Source organism: Citrobacter sp. BDA59-3 (genome assembly GCF_015167655.1).
Lineage (GTDB): Bacteria > Pseudomonadota > Gammaproteobacteria > Enterobacterales > Enterobacteriaceae > Phytobacter > Phytobacter diazotrophicus.
Genome location: NZ_CP063427.1, coordinates 2,973,561 through 2,992,437, shown reverse-complemented (window position 1 = coordinate 2,992,437; position 18,877 = coordinate 2,973,561). Strand labels below are relative to the sequence as shown.

At 51.9% G+C, this 18,877-nt stretch carries 18 protein-coding genes; 11 read left to right on the top strand and 7 right to left on the bottom strand.

The genetic code is table 11. The annotated features are described in order from the left end of the window. Positions 1 to 5: 5 nt before the first annotated feature. The 5 genes from IP582_RS14020 to IP582_RS14000 all read left to right on the top strand — a co-directional run bounded on the left by IP582_RS14020 (position 6) and on the right by IP582_RS14000 (position 5,856). The gene (locus tag IP582_RS14020; protein ID WP_193793551.1) at positions 6 to 1,313 is read left to right on the top strand and encodes a carbohydrate ABC transporter permease; all 1,308 of its coding nucleotides are present in this window, start codon (positions 6 to 8) and stop codon (positions 1,311 to 1,313) included. A 10-nt stretch (positions 1,314 to 1,323) separates the two neighbouring features. After that, entirely contained in the window at positions 1,324 to 2,175 is an 852-nt protein-coding gene (locus tag IP582_RS14015; RefSeq protein ID WP_039078789.1) for a sugar ABC transporter permease, read from the top strand. A gap of 4 nt (positions 2,176 to 2,179) precedes the next feature. Further along, positions 2,180 to 3,379: an arabinogalactan endo-beta-1,4-galactanase gene (locus tag IP582_RS14010; protein WP_193793550.1), complete on the top strand. Its 1,200-nt coding sequence runs from the start codon at positions 2,180 to 2,182 to the stop codon at positions 3,377 to 3,379. 31 nt (positions 3,380 to 3,410) lie between these two features. Next, the gene (locus tag IP582_RS14005) at positions 3,411 to 5,468 is read left to right on the top strand and encodes a beta-galactosidase (RefSeq protein ID WP_193793549.1); all 2,058 of its coding nucleotides are present in this window, start codon (positions 3,411 to 3,413) and stop codon (positions 5,466 to 5,468) included. A gap of 67 nt (positions 5,469 to 5,535) precedes the next feature. Further along, positions 5,536 to 5,856 carry a PTS transporter subunit EIIB gene (locus IP582_RS14000; protein ID WP_193796279.1) on the top strand — a complete coding sequence of 107 codons (321 nt, stop codon included), beginning with the start codon at positions 5,536 to 5,538 and terminating at the stop codon, positions 5,854 to 5,856. Positions 5,857 to 6,101: 245 nt separating this feature from the next. On the opposite strand, the gene IP582_RS13995 is transcribed toward IP582_RS14000, so the two are convergent. Then, complete coding sequence (locus IP582_RS13995; protein WP_039078793.1) at positions 6,102 to 7,367, bottom strand: maltoporin; 1,266 nt, start codon at positions 7,365 to 7,367, stop codon at positions 6,102 to 6,104. Positions 7,368 to 7,635: 268 nt separating this feature from the next. Between IP582_RS13995 and IP582_RS13990 the strand changes: the two genes are divergently transcribed. Next, the gene (locus IP582_RS13990; protein ID WP_193793548.1) at positions 7,636 to 8,709 is read left to right on the top strand and encodes a LacI family DNA-binding transcriptional regulator; all 1,074 of its coding nucleotides are present in this window, start codon (positions 7,636 to 7,638) and stop codon (positions 8,707 to 8,709) included. Between the two features lie 234 nt (positions 8,710 to 8,943). On the opposite strand, the gene IP582_RS13985 is transcribed toward IP582_RS13990, so the two are convergent. Continuing rightward, positions 8,944 to 9,666, bottom strand: a complete 723-nt coding sequence (locus IP582_RS13985) for an SDR family oxidoreductase (RefSeq protein WP_039078795.1) — start codon at positions 9,664 to 9,666, stop codon at positions 8,944 to 8,946. Between the two features lie 98 nt (positions 9,667 to 9,764). Between IP582_RS13985 and IP582_RS13980 the strand changes: the two genes are divergently transcribed. After that, positions 9,765 to 10,664, top strand: coding sequence for a LysR family transcriptional regulator (locus IP582_RS13980; RefSeq protein WP_193793547.1), 900 nt, complete (start codon positions 9,765 to 9,767; stop codon positions 10,662 to 10,664). A 307-nt stretch (positions 10,665 to 10,971) separates the two neighbouring features. Then, positions 10,972 to 12,390, top strand: a complete 1,419-nt coding sequence (locus IP582_RS13975; protein WP_071195486.1) for a sugar porter family MFS transporter — start codon at positions 10,972 to 10,974, stop codon at positions 12,388 to 12,390. Positions 12,391 to 12,496: 106 nt separating this feature from the next. Here IP582_RS13975 and IP582_RS13970 read toward each other — a convergent pair whose 3' ends face one another. After that, entirely contained in the window at positions 12,497 to 12,733 is a 237-nt protein-coding gene (locus IP582_RS13970; RefSeq protein WP_193793546.1) for a tautomerase family protein, read from the bottom strand. Positions 12,734 to 12,794: 61 nt separating this feature from the next. On the opposite strand from IP582_RS13970, the gene IP582_RS13965 reads away from it, so the two are divergent. Then, on the top strand, positions 12,795 to 13,253 hold the full coding sequence (locus IP582_RS13965) for a helix-turn-helix domain-containing protein (RefSeq protein WP_193793545.1): 459 nt from the start codon (positions 12,795 to 12,797) through the stop codon (positions 13,251 to 13,253). 160 nt (positions 13,254 to 13,413) lie between these two features. On the opposite strand, the gene IP582_RS13960 is transcribed toward IP582_RS13965, so the two are convergent. Continuing rightward, positions 13,414 to 14,322, bottom strand: a complete 909-nt coding sequence (locus IP582_RS13960; protein WP_193793544.1) for a LysR family transcriptional regulator — start codon at positions 14,320 to 14,322, stop codon at positions 13,414 to 13,416. Between the two features lie 94 nt (positions 14,323 to 14,416). On the opposite strand from IP582_RS13960, the gene IP582_RS13955 reads away from it, so the two are divergent. Next, the gene (locus IP582_RS13955) at positions 14,417 to 15,400 is read left to right on the top strand and encodes an NAD-dependent epimerase/dehydratase family protein (RefSeq protein ID WP_193793543.1); all 984 of its coding nucleotides are present in this window, start codon (positions 14,417 to 14,419) and stop codon (positions 15,398 to 15,400) included. Positions 15,401 to 15,539: 139 nt separating this feature from the next. On the opposite strand, the gene IP582_RS13950 is transcribed toward IP582_RS13955, so the two are convergent. After that, positions 15,540 to 16,076 (bottom strand): dihydrofolate reductase family protein, encoded by a 537-nt coding sequence (locus IP582_RS13950; RefSeq protein WP_193793542.1) that lies wholly within the window; start codon positions 16,074 to 16,076, stop codon positions 15,540 to 15,542. Between the two features lie 433 nt (positions 16,077 to 16,509). On the opposite strand from IP582_RS13950, the gene IP582_RS13945 reads away from it, so the two are divergent. Further along, positions 16,510 to 16,842 (top strand): hypothetical protein, encoded by a 333-nt coding sequence (locus tag IP582_RS13945; RefSeq protein WP_193793541.1) that lies wholly within the window; start codon positions 16,510 to 16,512, stop codon positions 16,840 to 16,842. A 63-nt stretch (positions 16,843 to 16,905) separates the two neighbouring features. Here IP582_RS13945 and IP582_RS13940 read toward each other — a convergent pair whose 3' ends face one another. Both IP582_RS13940 and IP582_RS13935 read right to left on the bottom strand, forming a co-directional pair. Next, positions 16,906 to 18,156 (bottom strand): HAMP domain-containing sensor histidine kinase, encoded by a 1,251-nt coding sequence (locus tag IP582_RS13940; protein WP_193793540.1) that lies wholly within the window; start codon positions 18,154 to 18,156, stop codon positions 16,906 to 16,908. 22 nt (positions 18,157 to 18,178) lie between these two features. Then, a complete protein-coding gene (locus IP582_RS13935; RefSeq protein WP_193793539.1) occupies positions 18,179 to 18,874 on the bottom strand; it encodes a response regulator transcription factor in 696 nt (231 codons plus the stop codon). Positions 18,875 to 18,877: the final 3 nt, after the last annotated feature.

Here is an 18,877-nt window from a genome sequence, read left to right as displayed (position 1 = left end):
CGTACGTGATTATCAGTCCCAGCGAGAATTTTGCCAAAACGCAAGGTGCAGGCCGTCATGCATGGTGCGGGCTGCTGCTGGCCATCGTGCCGGGCTTTGGTCAGTTCTATCACCGTCAGTGGCTAAAAGGCCTTATCTTCCTTGTACTGTTGAGCAGTTTTACCGGCATTTTCTATGATTTTCTGCGCGAAGGACTCTGGGGGTTATACACCCTTGGCGAAGAGGTGCCGCGTGATAACTCCATCTTTTTACTGGCGGAAGGGATCATCAGCCTGTTGATCATCGCCTTTGGCGTGATGGTCTGGTATCTGTCGCTGCGCGATGCATGGATTAACGGTAAAAAGCGCGATGAAGGTAAGCCGCTTAACAGCGTGCGCAAGCAGTATCAAATGCTGCTCAGTGATGGGTTTCCCTATCTGATGATCACCCCCGGCTTTATTCTGCTGGTGTTTGTGGTGATTTTCCCAATTCTGTTCGGCTTCTCCATTGCCTTTACCAATTACAACCTCTACCACACGCCGCCCGCCAAACTGGTGGACTGGGTGGGATTAAAGAATTTCGTTAATATCTTTACCCTCTCGATCTGGCGCTCGACGTTTCTTGATGTGTTGCAGTGGACGGTGGTCTGGACGCTGCTGGCAACCACTCTGCAATGCACCGTTGGCGTACTGCTGGCGATTCTGGTCAATCAGAAAGATCTGCGGTTTAAGCCCCTGGTACGCACCATTTTTATTCTGCCGTGGGCGGTGCCGGGCTTCGTCACCATTCTGGTCTTTGCCGGGATGTTTAACGACTCCTTTGGCGTGATTAACAACGCTATTCTGGCTTTCTTTGGTGTTGCGCCGAAAGCGTGGCTTACCGATCCCTTCTGGACGAAAACAGCGCTGATCATGATGCAAACCTGGCTCGGTTTTCCGTTTGTCTTTGCCATGACCACCGGGGTATTGCAGGCCATTCCTGACGATCTGTACGAGGCGGCGAAGATGGACGGTGCCAGCACCTGGACCCGGTTACGCACGATTACGCTGCCGCTGGTGCTCTATTCGATCGCGCCAATCATCATCACCCAGTACACCTTTAACTTTAATAATTTCAATATCATCTACCTGTTTAACAACGGCGGCCCGGCGGTGGCAGGGGCGAACGCCGGGGGCACCGATATTCTGGTGTCGTGGATCTACAAGCTGACGATGTCCTCATCGCAGTATGCGATTGCCGCGACCATCACCATTTTGCTGTCGATTTTTGTCGTCGGCCTGGCGTTGTGGCAGTTCCGTGCCACCAAATCCTTTAAAAATGACGACATGGCATAAGGGAAGAAAAATGGCTAAATCACAAAGTATCCGCCGCGAAAAGTGGATCCGCCTGTCGCTCTCCTGGCTGGTTATCGTGCTGGTATCGCTTGTCATTATCTATCCGCTGGTGTGGACGGTCGGTGCCTCGCTGAACGCCGGTAACAGCCTGCTCAGCACATCGATAATCCCGGAGAACCTCTCGTTCCAGCACTATGCCGATCTGTTTAACGGCCAGGTGAACTACCTGACCTGGTACTGGAATTCAATGAAGATCAGCCTGCTGACCATGATATTGACCTTAATCAGCGTCAGCTTTACCGCGTACGCCTTTTCGCGCTTCCGTTTTAAAGGGCGGCAGAATGGCCTGATGCTGTTTTTGCTGTTGCAGATGATCCCGCAGTTCTCTGCGCTCATCGCCATCTTCGTGCTGTCGCAACTGCTGGGGTTGATTAACAGTCATATGGCGCTGGTGCTGATCTACGTTGCCGGGATGATCCCGATGAATACTTATCTGATGAAGGGGTATCTCGATGCCATTCCGCGCGATCTGGACGAATCGGCTCGCATGGACGGGGCCAGCAACTTCCGCATCTTTATCGAGATAATCATGCCGCTGTCAAAGCCGATTGTGGCGGTCGTGGCGCTGTTCTCCTTCACCGGGCCGCTGGGGGATTTCATTCTCTCCAGCACCATTTTACGTACCCCGGACAAATACACGCTGCCGATTGGTCTGTACAACCTGGTGGCACAAAAAATGGGTGCCAGTTACACCACCTACGCGGCGGGTGCGGTGTTGATCGCCGTGCCGGTGGCCATTCTCTACCTTGCCTTACAAAAATATTTCGTCTCCGGCCTGACCTCCGGCAGCACTAAAGGATAACCACATGAAAAGATTTACACCCGCTCTGCTTGCTGTTTGTCTCTGTAGTTTGTCCGCCAGTTCGTTTGCCGCCGACGGGTTAAAGACGCGCCCGTTCAGCGGCATGCCTGCCGACTTTATTAAAGGGGCGGATATCTCAACGCTGTTGGATGCCGAAAAGCACGGGGCGAAGTTTTATAACGACAAGAATCAGCCGCAGGATGCCCTCGTAATCCTGAAAGCCAATGGCGTGAACTATGTGCGCCTGCGTTTATGGGTCGATCCGAAGGACGCTCAAGGCCAGGCATATGGCGGGGGCGATAACGATCTGGCGACCACGCTCGCGCTGGCAAAACGCGCGAAAGCGCAGGGCATGAAGTTGCTGCTCGATTTCCACTACAGTGATTTCTGGACCGATCCGGGCAAACAATTCAAACCGAAAGCCTGGGAAAAAATGGATTATCCGCAGCTAAAAGCTGCGATCCATGACTATACCCGCGACACCATTGCCCGCTTTAAACAGGAGGGCGTGTTGCCGGATATGGTGCAAATCGGCAATGAAATTAACTCCGGTATCCTCTGGCCGGAAGGCAAAAGCTGGGGGCAGGGCGGCGGTGAGTTTGACCGGCTGGCGGGGCTGCTCAATTCCGCCATTGACGGGCTCAAGGAGAATCTGAAAAACGGTGAACAGGTGAAGATTATGCTGCACCTGGCCGAAGGCACCAAAAACGATACCTTCCGCTGGTGGTTTGATGAAATCACGAAACGCAATGTGCCGTTCGATGTGATTGGCCTGTCGATGTACACCTACTGGAACGGGCCGATCAGTGCGTTGCAGGCCAATATGGACGACATCAGCAAACGCTACAACAAAGATGTGATTGTGGTGGAAGCGGCTTACGCCTATACGCTGGCCAACTGCGATAACGCCGAAAATAGCTTCCAGGAAAAAGAAGAGAAAGCGGGCGGCTACCCCGGCACCGTGCAGGGGCAGTATGACTATATCCACGATTTAATGCAGTCGGTTGTCAATGTTCAGGGCCATCGCGGCAAGGGTATTTTTTATTGGGAGCCGACCTGGATTGCGGTCCCCGGAAATACCTGGGCGACGCAGGCGGGAATGAACTATATCAACGACAAATGGAAAGAGGGAAATGCACGGGAAAACCAGGCATTATTTGATTGTCAGGGAAAAGTGCTGCCTTCGGTAAAAGTATTTAATTAACGCTGGTGTTGTAAATTTCAGGATCTTTAATATGAATAAATTTGCGCCTTTAAGCCCGAAGGTTGTCTCGCTATTGCATGGCGCGGACTATAACCCGGAGCAATGGGAGAATTACCCCGGTATTATCGATGACGATATAGCCATGATGAAACAAGCAAAATGTAATGTCATGTCGGTCGGGATATTTAGCTGGTCAAAACTGGAACCTCGGGAAGGGGAATTTAATTTCGGCTGGCTGGATTCGGTTATTGAGAAGTTATATGCGGCGGGAATTCATATTTTCCTCGCCACACCGAGCGGTGCCCGGCCTGCCTGGATGTCGCAGAAATACCCGGAAGTGCTGCGCGTCGGGCGCGATCGCGTCCCGGCACTGCACGGCGGGCGGCATAATCACTGCATGACCTCGCCGGTCTACCGGGAGAAAACGCTGAAAATCAATACGCTGCTAGCAGAGCGCTATGCGCAGCATCCGGCGGTACTCGGCTGGCATATTTCCAACGAATACGGCGGTGAATGTCACTGCGATTTATGCCAGCAAAAGTTCCGTGACTGGCTGAAAGCCCGTTATCAGACGCTGGAAAACCTTAACCACGCCTGGTGGAGCGATTTCTGGAGCCACACCTATTCAGACTGGTCGCAAATTCAGTCGCCGTCGCCGCAGGGTGAAGTGTCGATCCATGGGCTGAATCTGGACTGGCGACGTTTTAACACCGCTCAGGTCACTGATTTCTGCCGCCATGAAATTGCCCCGTTGAAAGCGGCGAATGCGCAACTTCCGGTGACCACCAACTTTATGGAGTATTTCTACGATTACGACTACTGGCAGCTTGCGCCAGCGATCGATTTTATCTCCTGGGACAGCTACCCCATGTGGCACCGGGACAAAGATGAGACGCAGCTCGCCTGCTACACCGCGATGTACCACGACATGATGCGCTCGCTAAAAGGAGGCAAGCCGTTTGTGTTGATGGAGTCAACGCCGAGTGTCACCAACTGGCAGCCAACCAGCAAAGTGAAAAAGCCGGGGATGCATATCTTATCCTCGTTGCAGGCGGTGGCGCACGGTGCGGATTCGGTGCAGTACTTCCAGTGGCGTAAAAGCCGCGGTTCGGTAGAGAAGTTCCACGGTGCGATCATCGATCATGTTGGTCATCTTGATACCCGGGTCGGGCGTGAAGTGTGCGCGCTGGGCGATATGCTCGAAAAACTCACCCCGGTGATGGGATGTCGCACCGATGCACGTGTGGCGGTCATCTTTGACCAGCAAAACCGCTGGGCGCTGGACGATGCCCAAGGGCCGCGCAATAAAGGCATGGAGTATGAAAAAACAGTAAATGAACACTACCGCCCGTTCTGGGAAAAAGGCATCGCGGTAGATGTCATTAACGCCGATGCGGATCTGAGCCGTTATCAACTGGTGATCGCGCCCATGCTTTACATGGTTCGTGAGGGGTTTGCACAGCGCGCCGAAGCGTTTGTCGCGGCGGGCGGGCATCTGGTTACCTCTTACTGGACCGGCGTGGTGAACGAGAGCGACCTCTGTTATCTCGGTGGTTTCCCAGGCCCGCTGCGCAAACTGATTGGCGTCTGGGCCGAGGAGATCGACTGCCTTGACGACAATGAACGCAATCTGGTGCAGGGGCTGGCAGGGAACGATGCCGGATTACAGGGGCCGTATCAGGTGCGCCATCTGTGCGAACTGATACATGCCGAGAGCGCTAAACCGCTGGCTACTTATCGGGATGACTTCTATGCCGGCCGCCCGGCGGTGACTGTCAATCAGTTCGGCAAGGGTAAAGCATGGCACGTCGCTTCACGCAACGACCTGGCGTTCCAGCGCGATTTCTTTGCCAGCCTTATTGATGAACTGGCCTTGCCGCGTGCCGTTGAGCAGGATTTCCCGCCGGGGGTTGTGGCAACAGCGCGTACCGACGGGGAAAGCACGTTTGTTTTTATCCAGAACTTTAGCGCCCAGCAGCAGACGATCACCCTGCCACAGGGCTATCAGGATTGTCTGTCCGCCGCGTCCGTCAGTGGTTCGCTGGTGCTGACGCCGTGGGATTGCCGTGTTGTTCGCCGTCAGGCGTAATGTCTGACTTATGCGCCTGCCCATTCGGGCAGGCTTTTTTTTATCTGTTGAAAATCAGGAGTCGATGATGGTGAGTCTTAAATCTTTCCTGCACTACTTCTCTGAACCGAAAAATACCGCGGCAGTGCCCATCAGCGAAGCCGAGCTGCAATTGATCCAGCGGCTGGCAAAGGCATTTGGCGGTGCGGAGAACATTGAGAACGTGGATGCCTGTCTGACCCGTTTACGGGTGACGGTGAAAGATCTGTCCGTTGTGGATCCGCAGGCGCTGCAACATGAAGGGGCGCTGGGGGTGATTATTCTCGGTCAGCAGGTGCATGCGATATTTGGCAAACAGTCAGATGCGCTGCGCAAATTACTGGATGAACATTTCTTTTCCCGCACATAAATAAAAAGGGATACCCGTGAGGGTATCCCGAAATACAAAAAAGAAAAGCAAAGGCAATATAAATACTGTCAGGTAATAACCTGGCAGTTCTCGGAGATAAATAACGAGGGTAATGCATTAATAAACAAAATCATCTCGCGTTATATCGCGACGGCAGCACTGGAGATAACCAGGGCTTATTTATATAAGCAACCTGTATTAACAGATGTAGCCAATTAAGCGATAACGGGAAAGATAATGTTTATTTACCACCAGGCTTCAACCTGTACGCCAAAGTTCCATGTGTTATTTTTGGTCCCATCTTCAAATGATTTGCCATTTTCTGAATCATTTAAATAGGAAGCAAAGACACGTAGCTCAGGGCGTGACATAAATTCCGGTCCATCTGCCAGACCCACCGCGAAGGTGTATTTTTCGCCGCTCTGTTTGTAGTGGGTACCGTTTTTGTAGTCATCTTTCTGGTAGAAGCCGCCAACTTCACCGATCAGGCGCACGTAGTTGGTCATCTGATACTGCGCGCGGCCCACCAGTGAAACCAGACGGGTTTTGTCGGTATATTCCGTAATATCGTTAGCAGAGCCGTAGGTCAGCACGTGGTTCAGCGAGAACTTACTGGTAATCGGAATGAGCCCGGTGTTGATCACGCGGTAACCGCTGGCATCGTTGACATAATGCCACATGTCGTACCAGCCGCCGCCCTGCGATACCATGTTCTGCGCCAGCCCTTTGTTGGCATATTGCAGCACCAGTTTGTTGTAGCCGCCAAACATATCCTGACTGATTTCGCCAGTCACCATCACACCGTCATCCGCTTCGTATAAGCCGCCGTACTCTTTCTGCTTTTTCGTCGGATTTGGCATCGCGTAGTCAATGCCGAACTCGGTCCAGGCGCCTGACCACGGCTTCCAGCCCGCATAGCGAACGTCGATATAGTTGATATTGACGTCATTATCATTATCGACGCGGTAATCAACGTCATTGGCGTCACCCCGGATCCAGGCTACCGAGACTGCGCCCGGCCCGACGCTGTAGTTTTCAATCCCCGCCCCGGAACCGGAGATATTCCAGTACTTGGTATCGATGATGTGCAGGTCGTGACGCTGGTAGTAACGCTTACCACCCCAGATGACCGCATTGGGATCGTTGGGGATAAGCCCTTTAATTTGCAGGTTCAACTGGCGCAAGCCGAATTGCGCGTCGTCACCAATGGTAGTTTCGTTGTCGTTAGAACCGTCGGAAACCATGCTGACCATACTGTCGAGGTAAAAACTTACATCATCTTTTTTGTAGACTTCTGAACCCAGTTCCAGCTCACCGTAGGTATCGGTTTCGTTACCCAGACGACCCAGTTTGTTCTTTTGCCACTCAACCTGCCCGCCATCGCCGGACACGCCTACACCGCCGCGCAGGTAACCGTGAAAGTCGATAGGGACAGATGTCGCAGCCAGCAAAGAAGTTGAAGTCAGCGCAGTGGCTAACGCAAGAGAGAGAGTGCGTAGCGTAGTGTTCATATCATTCCTCTTATTGTTTTGTATTACGTTCACATAAGCAGTGTCATAAAATGCCTAAATGTAAAAACAGGCAAACTAACGATTGTGAATATGTGATTAACTGCAAATAAATCAGCGTTTTTTGTTACCGTTAGCGAATCTGTTCACAATGCTGGAGGTTGTGAGCGTCATACTTATTTTGTTAAAATGAGGCAAGGGGATGTGTGGTGAGCGTTTTTTCAGGTTGCCCCTGTTACACTTGGCGTATAACAACATAAGGAACCGGACCATGAAGTCTAAAAGTGCAACGCTGGAAGACGTAGCCCGTCATGCGGGTGTCTCCTACCAGACCGTGTCCAGGGTACTCAACAAATCTGCCAATGTATCCGAAACCACGCGTTTAAAAGTGGAGAAATCCATAGAGTTATTGCGTTATGTACCGAACCGGCTGGCGCAGCAGCTAGTGGGTAAGCAAAGCCAGACCGTCGGTCTGGTGACCACCTCTCTGGCACTCCATGCCCCTTCGCAGGTGGCGGCGGCGGTGAAACGCTACGCCAACCTCGATGGCTACCAGGTGTTGATTTCAATGATCGATGAGAACGTCAATCAAGACATTCAATCCGCCATCAACGAACTCAAATCACAACTGGTAGACAAAGTGATCATCAACGTGCCGCTGGAAACCGAAGAGGCCCAGCGCATCGCAGCTGACAACGATGACATCGTTTGCCTGTTCCTCGATGTCGATCCCTACAGTTCCGTGTTTAACGTTTCGTTTAACCCGGCTGACGGCACCCGTGCCAGCGTCAAACACCTTTATGAACTGGGCCATCGGGAGATTGCGCTACTGGCCGGGCCGGAAACCTCCGTGTCGGCCAATCTGCGGCTCAAAAGCTGGATCGACACGCTTAGCAGTTATGGACTGAAACCAGTGACTGTTTTTCATGGCACCTGGGATGCGCAAAGCGGTTACGCGGGCGCGTTACAGATGTTACGTGAAACACCGAATTTCACCGCCGTGCTGGTGGGGAACGATCAGATGGCGCTCGGCGTGCTGAGCGCATTCCATCAACATCAGGTCGCCATTCCGGGGGAGAAATCAGTGGTGGGGTATGACGGGACCTATGAAAGTTCGTTCTTCCATCCGGCGTTGACCACCGTTTCGCTGGATCTCGATTTGCAGGGCAAGGAAGCGGTGCGTCGTCTGCTTGATAGCGGCCACGGTGATTCAGCGCGCAGTTCATCTGTGTTGCCAGCAAAGCTTATCGTCCGCCACTCCACCGGGGCAGTGCAGGAGCAGGGGATTAACCTGCAGGATATCGCCCAGCAATTGCAGGAAATTGCGCATAAGTTGTGGAAATAACGCTCAGGCGTCTACTGACGCTCAGGCGTTCCATAGCAAAAGCCCGCCGCGTTTTGCTCAATCCATATGAACAGTGCTCATACGGTATGGATTCGCAAAACGCTCTGTTTATAAAAAACAGGACTGTCAGGATGAGCCTTACGTAGATTGGGGCTCATCCACGCGTGCTCATGCCTGATCAGTCATAGGGGCGGGAAATGATAACAGACAAATAACCGCTATCAGTCAGGCGTGTCAGTTGGCGGATGCGGTTGGTCTGATGGTGATCTCTGTTGTATCGACGCTCTCAGGGGCTTCAATGACCTGCCGCACGGCACGGGCAATATCCGCAGGTTTTAGTGCCACAGAACGGTAGACATCCATCGCCGCCCTGGTTTGCGGATGCGTAATGGTTGAGGCAAGGTCACTTTCCACAACACCTGGATTGACACAGGTCACGCGAATAGTGGGGCTTTCCTGACGTAATCCATCCGAAATCGCGCGGACCGCGAATTTCGAGGCACAATAGACGGCGGCGGTTGGTACGACAGCAAGGGCGCCGATCGAGCCAATATTGATAATCTGGCCGGAACCCTGCGCTTCCATCACGGGAAGCACAGCGCCAATGCCCCAGAGCACACCCTTGATATTAACGTCTATCATACGCTCCCATTCATCCTGTTTACCTGCGGCAAGCGGAGAAAGCGGCATGATACCCGCATTGTTGATCAGCACATCGACGCGACCCCATTTATCCAGCGCGTCCTGCACAAAGCTTGCCATCGACAGGCGACTGGTGACATCCAGCTCTCGTGCTTGAGCAACACCGCCCGCACCGCGTATTTCTGCGGCAATGGCTTCGATACGCTCCAGCCTGCGAGCTCCTAATAGCACCTTCGCGCCTGCGTTTCCAAGCTCTCTGGCAATCCCTTCGCCAATCCCGCTTGATGCGCCGGTAATTAATATCACTTTCTGCATAGCATGCTCCTTTAGTTGAGTTCGAAACGATCATAGAACGTCACGATTGTTTCCAGTATCCTGCTTTGACTGGACTCACTGGTTAGCAATGTTAAACAATGAAAATTGATCTCAATCTCTTACCCGTATTTCTCGCCGTGGCAGAAGAGCGTAATTTCAGCGCCGCTGCTGCACGCCTGGGCGTCACCCGATCGGCGATCAGCCAGGGAATAAGGCGGCTTGAGGATGCGTTCGGCACAATGCTGGTCATGCGTACGACTCGCTCAGTAACCCTGACGGAAGCAGGGGAACGGCTAAGAGAATCTCTGTCATCACCGTTATCCAGTATTGACGCGGCGTTCGAAGAGATAGCGTCGGATAATGTGCCGCGAGGATGTCTGCGGATTGCAGTGACCTCGATAGCCGAGGCGTTTCTTTCTGGCCCGCTGATTGCCTCGTTTGCGGCTGACAACCCTGCCGTAACGGTTGATATTGTGGTGACCGATGAAGAGTTTGATATTGTGGCTGCGGGTTATGATGCTGGCGTAAGGCTTGGGGAGGTGATCGAAAAGGATATGATTGCCGTCCCGCTTACCGGAAAGCAACGTGAAATGGCGGTTGCCTCGCCCGCGTATCTTGCAGCGCATAACGCCCCTGTGCACCCGCGTGAGTTGATTCACCATCGTTGTATCGGCTGGCGTCCTGCCAAAGATGTCGCCCCTTATCGCTGGGAATTTGAGGAGGCGGGGGAACCTTTCAATCTGGCGATTGAACCGCAGATCACGACGAACGATCTGCGCCTGATGTTGCGGCTCGCGCTGGCCGGTGGTGGGATTACGTTTGCCACGGAGGATACATTCAGACCTTTTGTTGAGACCGGGCAACTTGTCTCACTGCTGGATGATTATCTGCCTTATTTCCCGGGTTTCTATCTCTACTTTCCTCATCGCCGCAATATGGCGCCCAAACTCCGTGCCCTTGTCGACCATGTCAGGCGATGGCGGCAGCAGGAACTGTAATAGCGGAGAATAGCGCTAAAAAGGTAGAATGCGACAGGTGGGTCAACATCCAAAAACTCACCTGGTTAATCCATATTCTGTAAATTCAAAAATCCATATTTTTTAAAGATGGTATTTAAGTTGATTTTTTAAATTAATAACTTAATTAATGATGTCACTTTTATGTTTTTTTGTGTAATTGTAAAGTCCATCACAGAAACACAGGTTACAGCAAATTCGTCCATATTTTCGCATGTCACTCACTGACACTCTGGCCCGGCGCTGATTTACTTTCATTCGATACCTTACTTTTTTGCAGGCAGGAAAAATGGCTTCTATGAGTAGTGATTCTGTAGTGTTACCGCGCGCACTACGTGATACCCGACGCATGAATTTGTTTGTTTCTATCTCGGCTGCTGTTGCGGGGCTGTTGTTTGGTCTGGATATCGGGGTGATTGCCGGTGCATTGCCCTTTATTTCCGAGCATTTTGCGCTTTCCAGCCGTTTACAGGAGTGGGTCGTCAGCAGCATGATGCTGGGCGCAGCGCTAGGTGCGCTTTTCAACGGGTGGTTATCATTTCGTCTTGGGCGTAAATACAGCCTGATGGCGGGCGCAATACTTTTTGTCGCAGGTTCACTTGGCTCTGCTTTCGCCCACAATGTTGAGGTGTTGCTGCTCTCCCGCGTGCTGCTGGGCGTTGCGGTCGGCATTGCCTCTTATACTGCACCACTTTATCTCTCTGAAATGGCGAGCGAAAATGTGCGTGGAAAGATGATCAGCATGTACCAGTTGATGGTCACCTTAGGCATTGTGCTGGCGTTCCTTTCCGATACTGCTTTCAGCTACAGTGGCAATTGGCGAGCCATGCTCGGCGTGCTGGCGTTGCCTGCGGTTGTCCTGATTATTCTGGTCGTGTTTCTGCCCAATAGCCCACGCTGGCTGGCCCAAAAAGGGCGACACATTGAGGCGGAAGAGGTACTGCGTATGTTGCGCGATACTTCTGAAAAGGCGCGCGATGAACTGAACGAGATCCGCGAAAGTTTGAAGCTGACGCAGGGTGGTTTCCAGTTGTTCAAAGCTAATCGTAATGTGCGCAGAGCCGTGTACCTTGGCATGCTGTTGCAGGCGATGCAGCAATTCACGGGCATGAATATTATTATGTATTACGCGCCACGCATTTTTAAAATGGCTGGATTTACAACCACTGAGCAGCAGATGATCGCCACCCTTGTGGTTGGGCTAACTTTTATGTTCGCCACTTTTATTGCGGTATTCACCGTCGATAAAGCCGGGCGTAAACCTGCGCTGAAAATCGGTTTTAGCGTGATGGCTATCGGCACGCTGATCCTCGGATACTGCCTCATGCAGTTCGATAACGGTTCGCCATCAAGCAGTCTCTCATGGCTTTCAGTCGGTATGACGATGATGTGTATTGCAGGGTATGCGATGAGCGCGGCACCGGTTGTATGGATCCTGTGCTCTGAGATCCAGCCTTTAAAATGCCGTGATTTCGGAATTACCTGTTCAACCACCACAAACTGGGTATCGAATATGATTATCGGCGCAACCTTCCTTACCCTGCTTGACGCGATTGGCGCGGCGGGTACGTTCTGGCTCTACACCGCACTCAATCTGGCTTTCATTGCATTAACGTTCTGGCTGATTCCGGAAACCAAAAATGTGACGCTGGAACATATTGAACGTCGTCTTATGACGGGTGAAAAACTGCGTAATATTGGGATGTAATTTATCGCGCGTAATTTATCCCGCATTGGTGAGCAGTAAAGCAGGTTAATTAATAAATTAGCCTGCTTTAATCCAGAATCCTTACCGACACACTATCTTTGCTAAATTATGGCCGCTGCGGTGAGCCAAATTTTGCAGCAATCATTTCCGATGTGGGTTGTATTCCCCCAAGACTCCACTGTTCCGGTTCATGCTCATCAATTCGGACCCATACCGAACGCCGAAACTCAGGATCGCCTTTTCCCTCAATTTCAACAATAAGGTCAGTCATACGACGTAGTAGTTCATTTTTTTGCTCCGGGCTCAAAATCCCTTTGATAGTTTGCACATTTACGAAGGGCATTGTATTCTCCTTAATTAGCTAGGTCTTAAAATCATACTCAGATTAAGAGGCAAATAGACAGATGTCAAAAGATAATTCATTACCGTACCTGTTACCTGAACTTTGCGGGCTGGCTGCGGCAGCGGAACTCCTTGGCGATCAATGGGTTTTGTTGATTCTAAGAGAGGCTTTTTACGGAGTGACGCGCTTTGAAACGATGCGTGCACATACAAAAATTGCAAAACAAACACTGGCAAACCGATTAAAAAAAATGACTGAACTCGGTCTGCTTTGCAAAATCCCTTATCAGGAAGAAGGGACACGTGAACGCTATGAATATGTTCTCACACCCAAAAGCCGATCGCTGGCACCGCTGCTTATTTCCCTGATGGAGTGGGGGCATAAAAATATATTGCATGATGAGCCACATATTTCCTTAGTGGATAAACGTACGGGGGATGTCGTGCACAGTGCCTTCGTGTCAACAAAAGGTGATGTCGTTGAGGCTAAAAATCTGCAGATAGTGGCTTTAACACGTTAATTTGCCTGTTAACGTTGTTGTCGCGCGTTTTTGAGGGTGAATTAAAAACTCATATTTTACGTCCATCTCAGGGACTGCTCAGAAAAGCCTGGCGGGCAGAGGGGCTGCCAGGCGCGAGAAGCCGATATTCCGTCACCTGCTGGCGCTGACGTGGCCGTCTTCATATCCTCACATGATTGATATAAGCCTGTAAGCCTTCTGCGAGAATATCGAACACCGCTTTACAGGCCTTGCTGTGGCGCAAATCCTCATGCATCACCAGCCAGGTATCGAGATGAAACGCAAAAAAATCAGGCATCACTCTCTCTAACGGAACAGGAAAATCAGCCAGTTGAACCTGACACATTCCTATACCCGCACCGGCGCGGATAAGGTTCAATTGCGCCACATCACTGTCAGTGCGCACGGTAAAGCGCTCACGATTTAACTGAGGAAAGTGTTTCAGTGCCTGTAAAATAAAGGGCGTCGTTTTATCAAAGCCCACAAGCGTATGGGTGAACAACGCGTCAATACTCTCCGGTGCGGCGTGGCGTGCCAGATAGGATGGCGAGGCATGCAGACCAATTTCAATACTGCCTAACCGACGCGCAATCAGTTGTTCCTGCACCGGTGTGCTCATGCGTACCGCAATATCCGCTTCCCGGTTCAATAAATCCTGCATTCGGTTAGACAGCACCAGTTCAAGGATAAGCTGCGGATAATCTTCTTTAATTCGTGCAATCAGAGGTGGCAGCACCTCAGTGCCGATAATTTCGCTCGCCGAAACGCGAACCACGCCATGTAAGCCGGCGGAGTGGGCACTGAAGCTGGCAGCCGAACGCGCAATCATACTGGCGGTGTTTTCCATCGCTTGTGCATGGCCTTGCAGCGCGGCTGCCGCATCCGTGGGCTGCAGGCCCGTTTGCGAACGTGTAAACAAAACCAGACCAAGGGCGGATTCCAGTGCCGCTATGTGACGCCCCGCAGTGGGCTGGGTAATGGAAAGCATGCGTGCAGCCCCTGACAGGGAGCCTTCTTTCATCACCGCCAGGAAGGTTCGATACCATTCCCATGGAATATTTAGCTTCATACAAAAATGCATACCTGCTGTCTGATGTTATGCAATTACATTTAGCTCGTACAGGCACTACGATGTCAAGCAGACATCCGGCAGAGGTAAAACAATGAAAAACCCAAACAAGGTACTCATCCTGGGCGCAACAGGCGGAATCGGTGGCGAAATCGCCCGTAGACTCATCCGCGAAAAATGGGACGTTCATGCGTTGCGTCGCAGCGCCCCGCAGAATGCAGAGCACGGGAGCATGACGTGGATAGAGGGTGATGCGCTGAATGCTGAGCAGGTCGCGGCTGCCGCGTCAGAATGCAGTGTGATAGTCCATGCTGTTAATCCGCCAGGTTATCGAAACTGGGAACAACTGGTTTTGCCAATGTTACAGAACACCATCAATGCCGCAGAGAAAAATGGCGCATTAATCGTTCTCCCCGGTACCGTTTACAACTACGGGCCGGACGCCTTTCCACTCTTGCGGGAAGACTCTCCCCAACAACCTGTCACCCGAAAAGGGGCAATACGGGTGCAAATGGAGAAGGCCTTATTCGCTTACGCGCAGCGCGGCGGAAAGGTGCTGATTCTGCGCGCCGGTGACTTCTTTGGCCCTGACGCAGGCAACAACTGGTTTTCGCAGGGATTGATCAAACCGGGGCAACACCCGCGGATAATTAAAAATCCTGGCAAAGCCGGGACAGGCCATCAGTGGGCCTATCTGCCGGATGTCGCCGAAACGCTGGTTGCGCTGTTGGCCCGTCGCGATCACCTCGACTCTTTTGCCTGTTTTCATATGCGAGGACACTGGGATGCCGATGGTACGGCAATGGCCGGAGCCATACAGCGTGTCGTGCAGCTTGCAGGTGTTAACGCGAAGGTAAAAGCATTTCCCTGGTGGCTCATCTCGGCGATGGCGCCTTTCAACACCACGCTGCATGAAATGCAGGAGATGCGCTATTTATGGGAACAGGCAATACAGATGGACAACGCAAAACTGATCGCTTTTTTAGGCCACGAACCGCATACCCCGCTTATTGAGGCTGTGCGTAGCACTTTAATCGGCCAGGACTGCATCGATCAGGCGTTATTCACGTATTCGTGAGCGGATCTCTTGCGTCTGGCGGCCAGAACTGCCGACGCAACACTGCCGGGCTGGTTGATAATATCGCTCAGTAGAACAGTTCCAGCAGCAGAGCGGTGATCCCGCTTTAGCGCAGGCCATCGCTATGTTTCTGTATCGTCTATGGCGTCAGCCGATAGTGCGATTGTACCAGACCCGACGGGAAGCTGCGGCTTGATAACAGCGTCAAATTGATATCCTGGAGCAGGGAGCCGAACAGCGGTTTTCCCGAACCGAGCAGGACTGGAACGGTAGTGATAACAATATCGGCGACCAGCCCTTCGCGCAGGAACGACTGGATCACCTTCCCGCCATCGATATAGACGCGATCTGCGTTCTGCGCTGCCAGGTCAGCAATGACCTCTTTTGGCGTGCGGCATGAGAACTGCACTTTGCCCTTTAGCGCCTCGGGTACCGGCGTATCGGTTAGCTGTCTGGAGAGCACCAGCACGGGGCGATCATAAGGCCATGGGTCAAAAGTCAGCACCTTCTCATAGCTCCCTCGACCCATCACGATCCAATCTTTGTCCGCGATGAACGCCGCATAACCATGATCTTCTGTCGGGTCATCGCGCTGCAACAGCCAGTCGATATCGCCATCCTCTCGGGCGATGTAACCATCAAGACTGACCGCGATAAAAACGTGTGTGCTGACCATCAAGTGCTCCCTGTTCAGGCTGCATATATTGAGTTGAGTGACGTTGGCATCATACAGCAATTACATTGCTACCAAAATTGCCTTGCCCGCCTCAAATATAGCCATGAAACCAATGTCATGGTCGTTATTAATTGCAATGGTTTAGTATTTATATTAACTGAGTGCCGCGCTGTTGTGTTACTTGCGAAATTAACGCTAAGTTCTAAATTCAAAAAATTACATATGATGAGTAAAACTCACAGTAACCGTGATTTTAAACAGTTTTTCAGCCCCACAGGGATGATTGATAATAAATTACTCGTTATGAGTAACGTTGTGATTTTACTTTAATCAATCAACTTATCTGAGAGCATTCATGAAAAAAGTCGCTATCGCGCTATGTGTTTATCTTCTCGCATCTTGCTCTAAGCCCCAGGGGCCAGCACAGGAGGTTATGAATCAACAGATGGTGACCCCGGACAGTACGAAGTCCCAAACCAGTGTTACCATTACCCGACAGGAACAATCATCACTGTTAACCAGCAGTATGGGACTGTGCTCATTTCTGGTTAATATAGATGCTATTGATGTCGCGTTATTGCGCCAGAATCAATATGTCACAACTTATCTCGATAATGGTCCGCATATATTAAGAGTGAGCAATAGCTGTAAATCAGTTGGGTTAGGCATCCGAAAATCACTGAAAATCAACGCCGAGGGAACCCCGCAAAAATATGAAACTAATGAGGGTTACTGGGGGCAGTATAATATTTGGCGAACTGGCTGAGGTCACATAGACGCATGCGCAAATTGTTTCTCGAAAGAGGATACTCTGGGATACGCAGGTTTATCACAGGGTATCGTCAGGCGAGACAAGACGATGCATGACCAGCGTAAAAGAGCAGCCTTGTTGCGAACTGTCGACCGACATGTGCCAGCACAGATGTTCGACAATGCGCTGAACAATCGATAATCCAAGCCCTTCGCCATGTTGAGAAGAGCCAGACTGAAAGCGCTGAAAATGATGAGGCGCAATGCTGGACGGCAGTCCTGGACCGGTATCTGTGATCGTTAACGTGGCGCCGCGTAACGTCAAAAGAACTTCGCCTTCAACGGTGTACTGGTACGCATTGCGCAGCAGGTTCCATATGACACTGCGTGCCAGTTCAGCGTTGGTCGCCAGATGGATGTCCTGTGGCGCGTCCAGCCTGAGTTTGACGTTTTTTCGTGCCAGCCAGGGCTGGCAACGCGCCATACACTCTTCAATTAGGGGGCGTAGCGAGACATTGGCGATGGGAAGCGTATGCGGATCCCGCGAGAGTAAAAGCAGGCATGTCAGTTGCCGCTCCATTTCCTGCGTGGTGCGCACGGCGCGCTCGGCGACGGGCACTAAATGGCTGTCAGCAGGCAACTGATGCACCAGCGTTTCTGCGGCACCGCCAATGATAGCCAGCGGTGTGCGTAATTCATGGCTGGCATCGCCTGCAAAACATCGCTCACGGTTCAAGAACCGCTCAAGTTCATCACTGTGTTGGGCAAATGCGCGCGCCAGCACGCCGATTTCATCATTAGAATCCATGAAAGGTAGGGGCTTCTGGTTAAGTTGTACTGCGTTCGCCAGCCGGGTTATCGGAACGGTAACGCGCGCTGAGGTGAGGCGTCCCATCCAGAATGCACCCAGGATACACACCGCAATGACAAGCGGTGCGAAACCGTCGATCAGCAACTCAAGCCCGGCGTAGGGTTCGCCATCCTGCAGAAAATAGAAGCGCTGTGCATTGCGTTCAAAGACCAGCAGGTGGCGGTAGGAAGACGCTTCCAACAGGTGGTAGCCCGGTGCGTACCGGACCAAGGCATCGGGGGCGGTTTGGGTGTCATACAGCAGGCTACCGGTGGGCAGGGTAGGCACTACGCCACTGGCAACCTCTTCTTCCAGATGCGGTGCCGCGTTGTCGAGGTTTTCTGTCATTGCCCAGGCTCTGAGTTCATCGTAGTCAAGCTGTTCGGCTACGATAAGAACCGCCATGACGGCAACCATCAGCAGGACAAACGAAACAGTAATACGCGTTTTGAGCGTCATCTGACGGTAAAGGGATTTCATGATTACTGGGCTGCCCTGGTCGTTATTCTTGAGAAGCCTCGAAAGGCCTGTGCAGGCGAAAACCGATGCCATGAACTGTTTCTATCAGTGCAGGTGTGAAGTTTTTGTCAATACGCTGGCGCAAATCATGAATATGTGTGCGTAACGCACCGCTTTCCGGCGGCTCATCGCCCCAGAGCAGGTACTCCATCTCATGCTTTTTAACCACACCCGGTGCCGCACGCATCAGACATAACAGCAATTTATGTGTGCTGGGCGTCAAATTGATAATTTGTCCCTGGCGCCATGCCTGCGGTGCGCTGACATCCACGAGCAGATCTTCCCATTTTAGCGTCCCCTGAACTTGTCGGCCCTGAGCCCGGCGGACCAGTGCCTGGATGCGGGCATCCAGTTCCCTGAGAGAAAAAGGTTTAATGAGGTAATCGTCAGCCCCAAGCGCAAACCCCTGCACACGGTCATCGACGGGATCGCGTGCGGTCAACATCAGCACTGGCACCGGGTTTTGATAGTCGCAGCGAAGTTTGCTACAGAGTGTCATGCCATCCATACGCGGCAGCATCAGATCAAGAAGAATAGCGTCGTAGTTATTCTGCGTTGCCATACGCAGGCCTGTGACACCGTCACGCGCATCATCCAGCACATAACCCAACGGCTCGAAAAAATCATAGAGATTGGCAATCAGTTCGGGGTTATCTTCGATAATAAGCAGGCGAGTCATAAG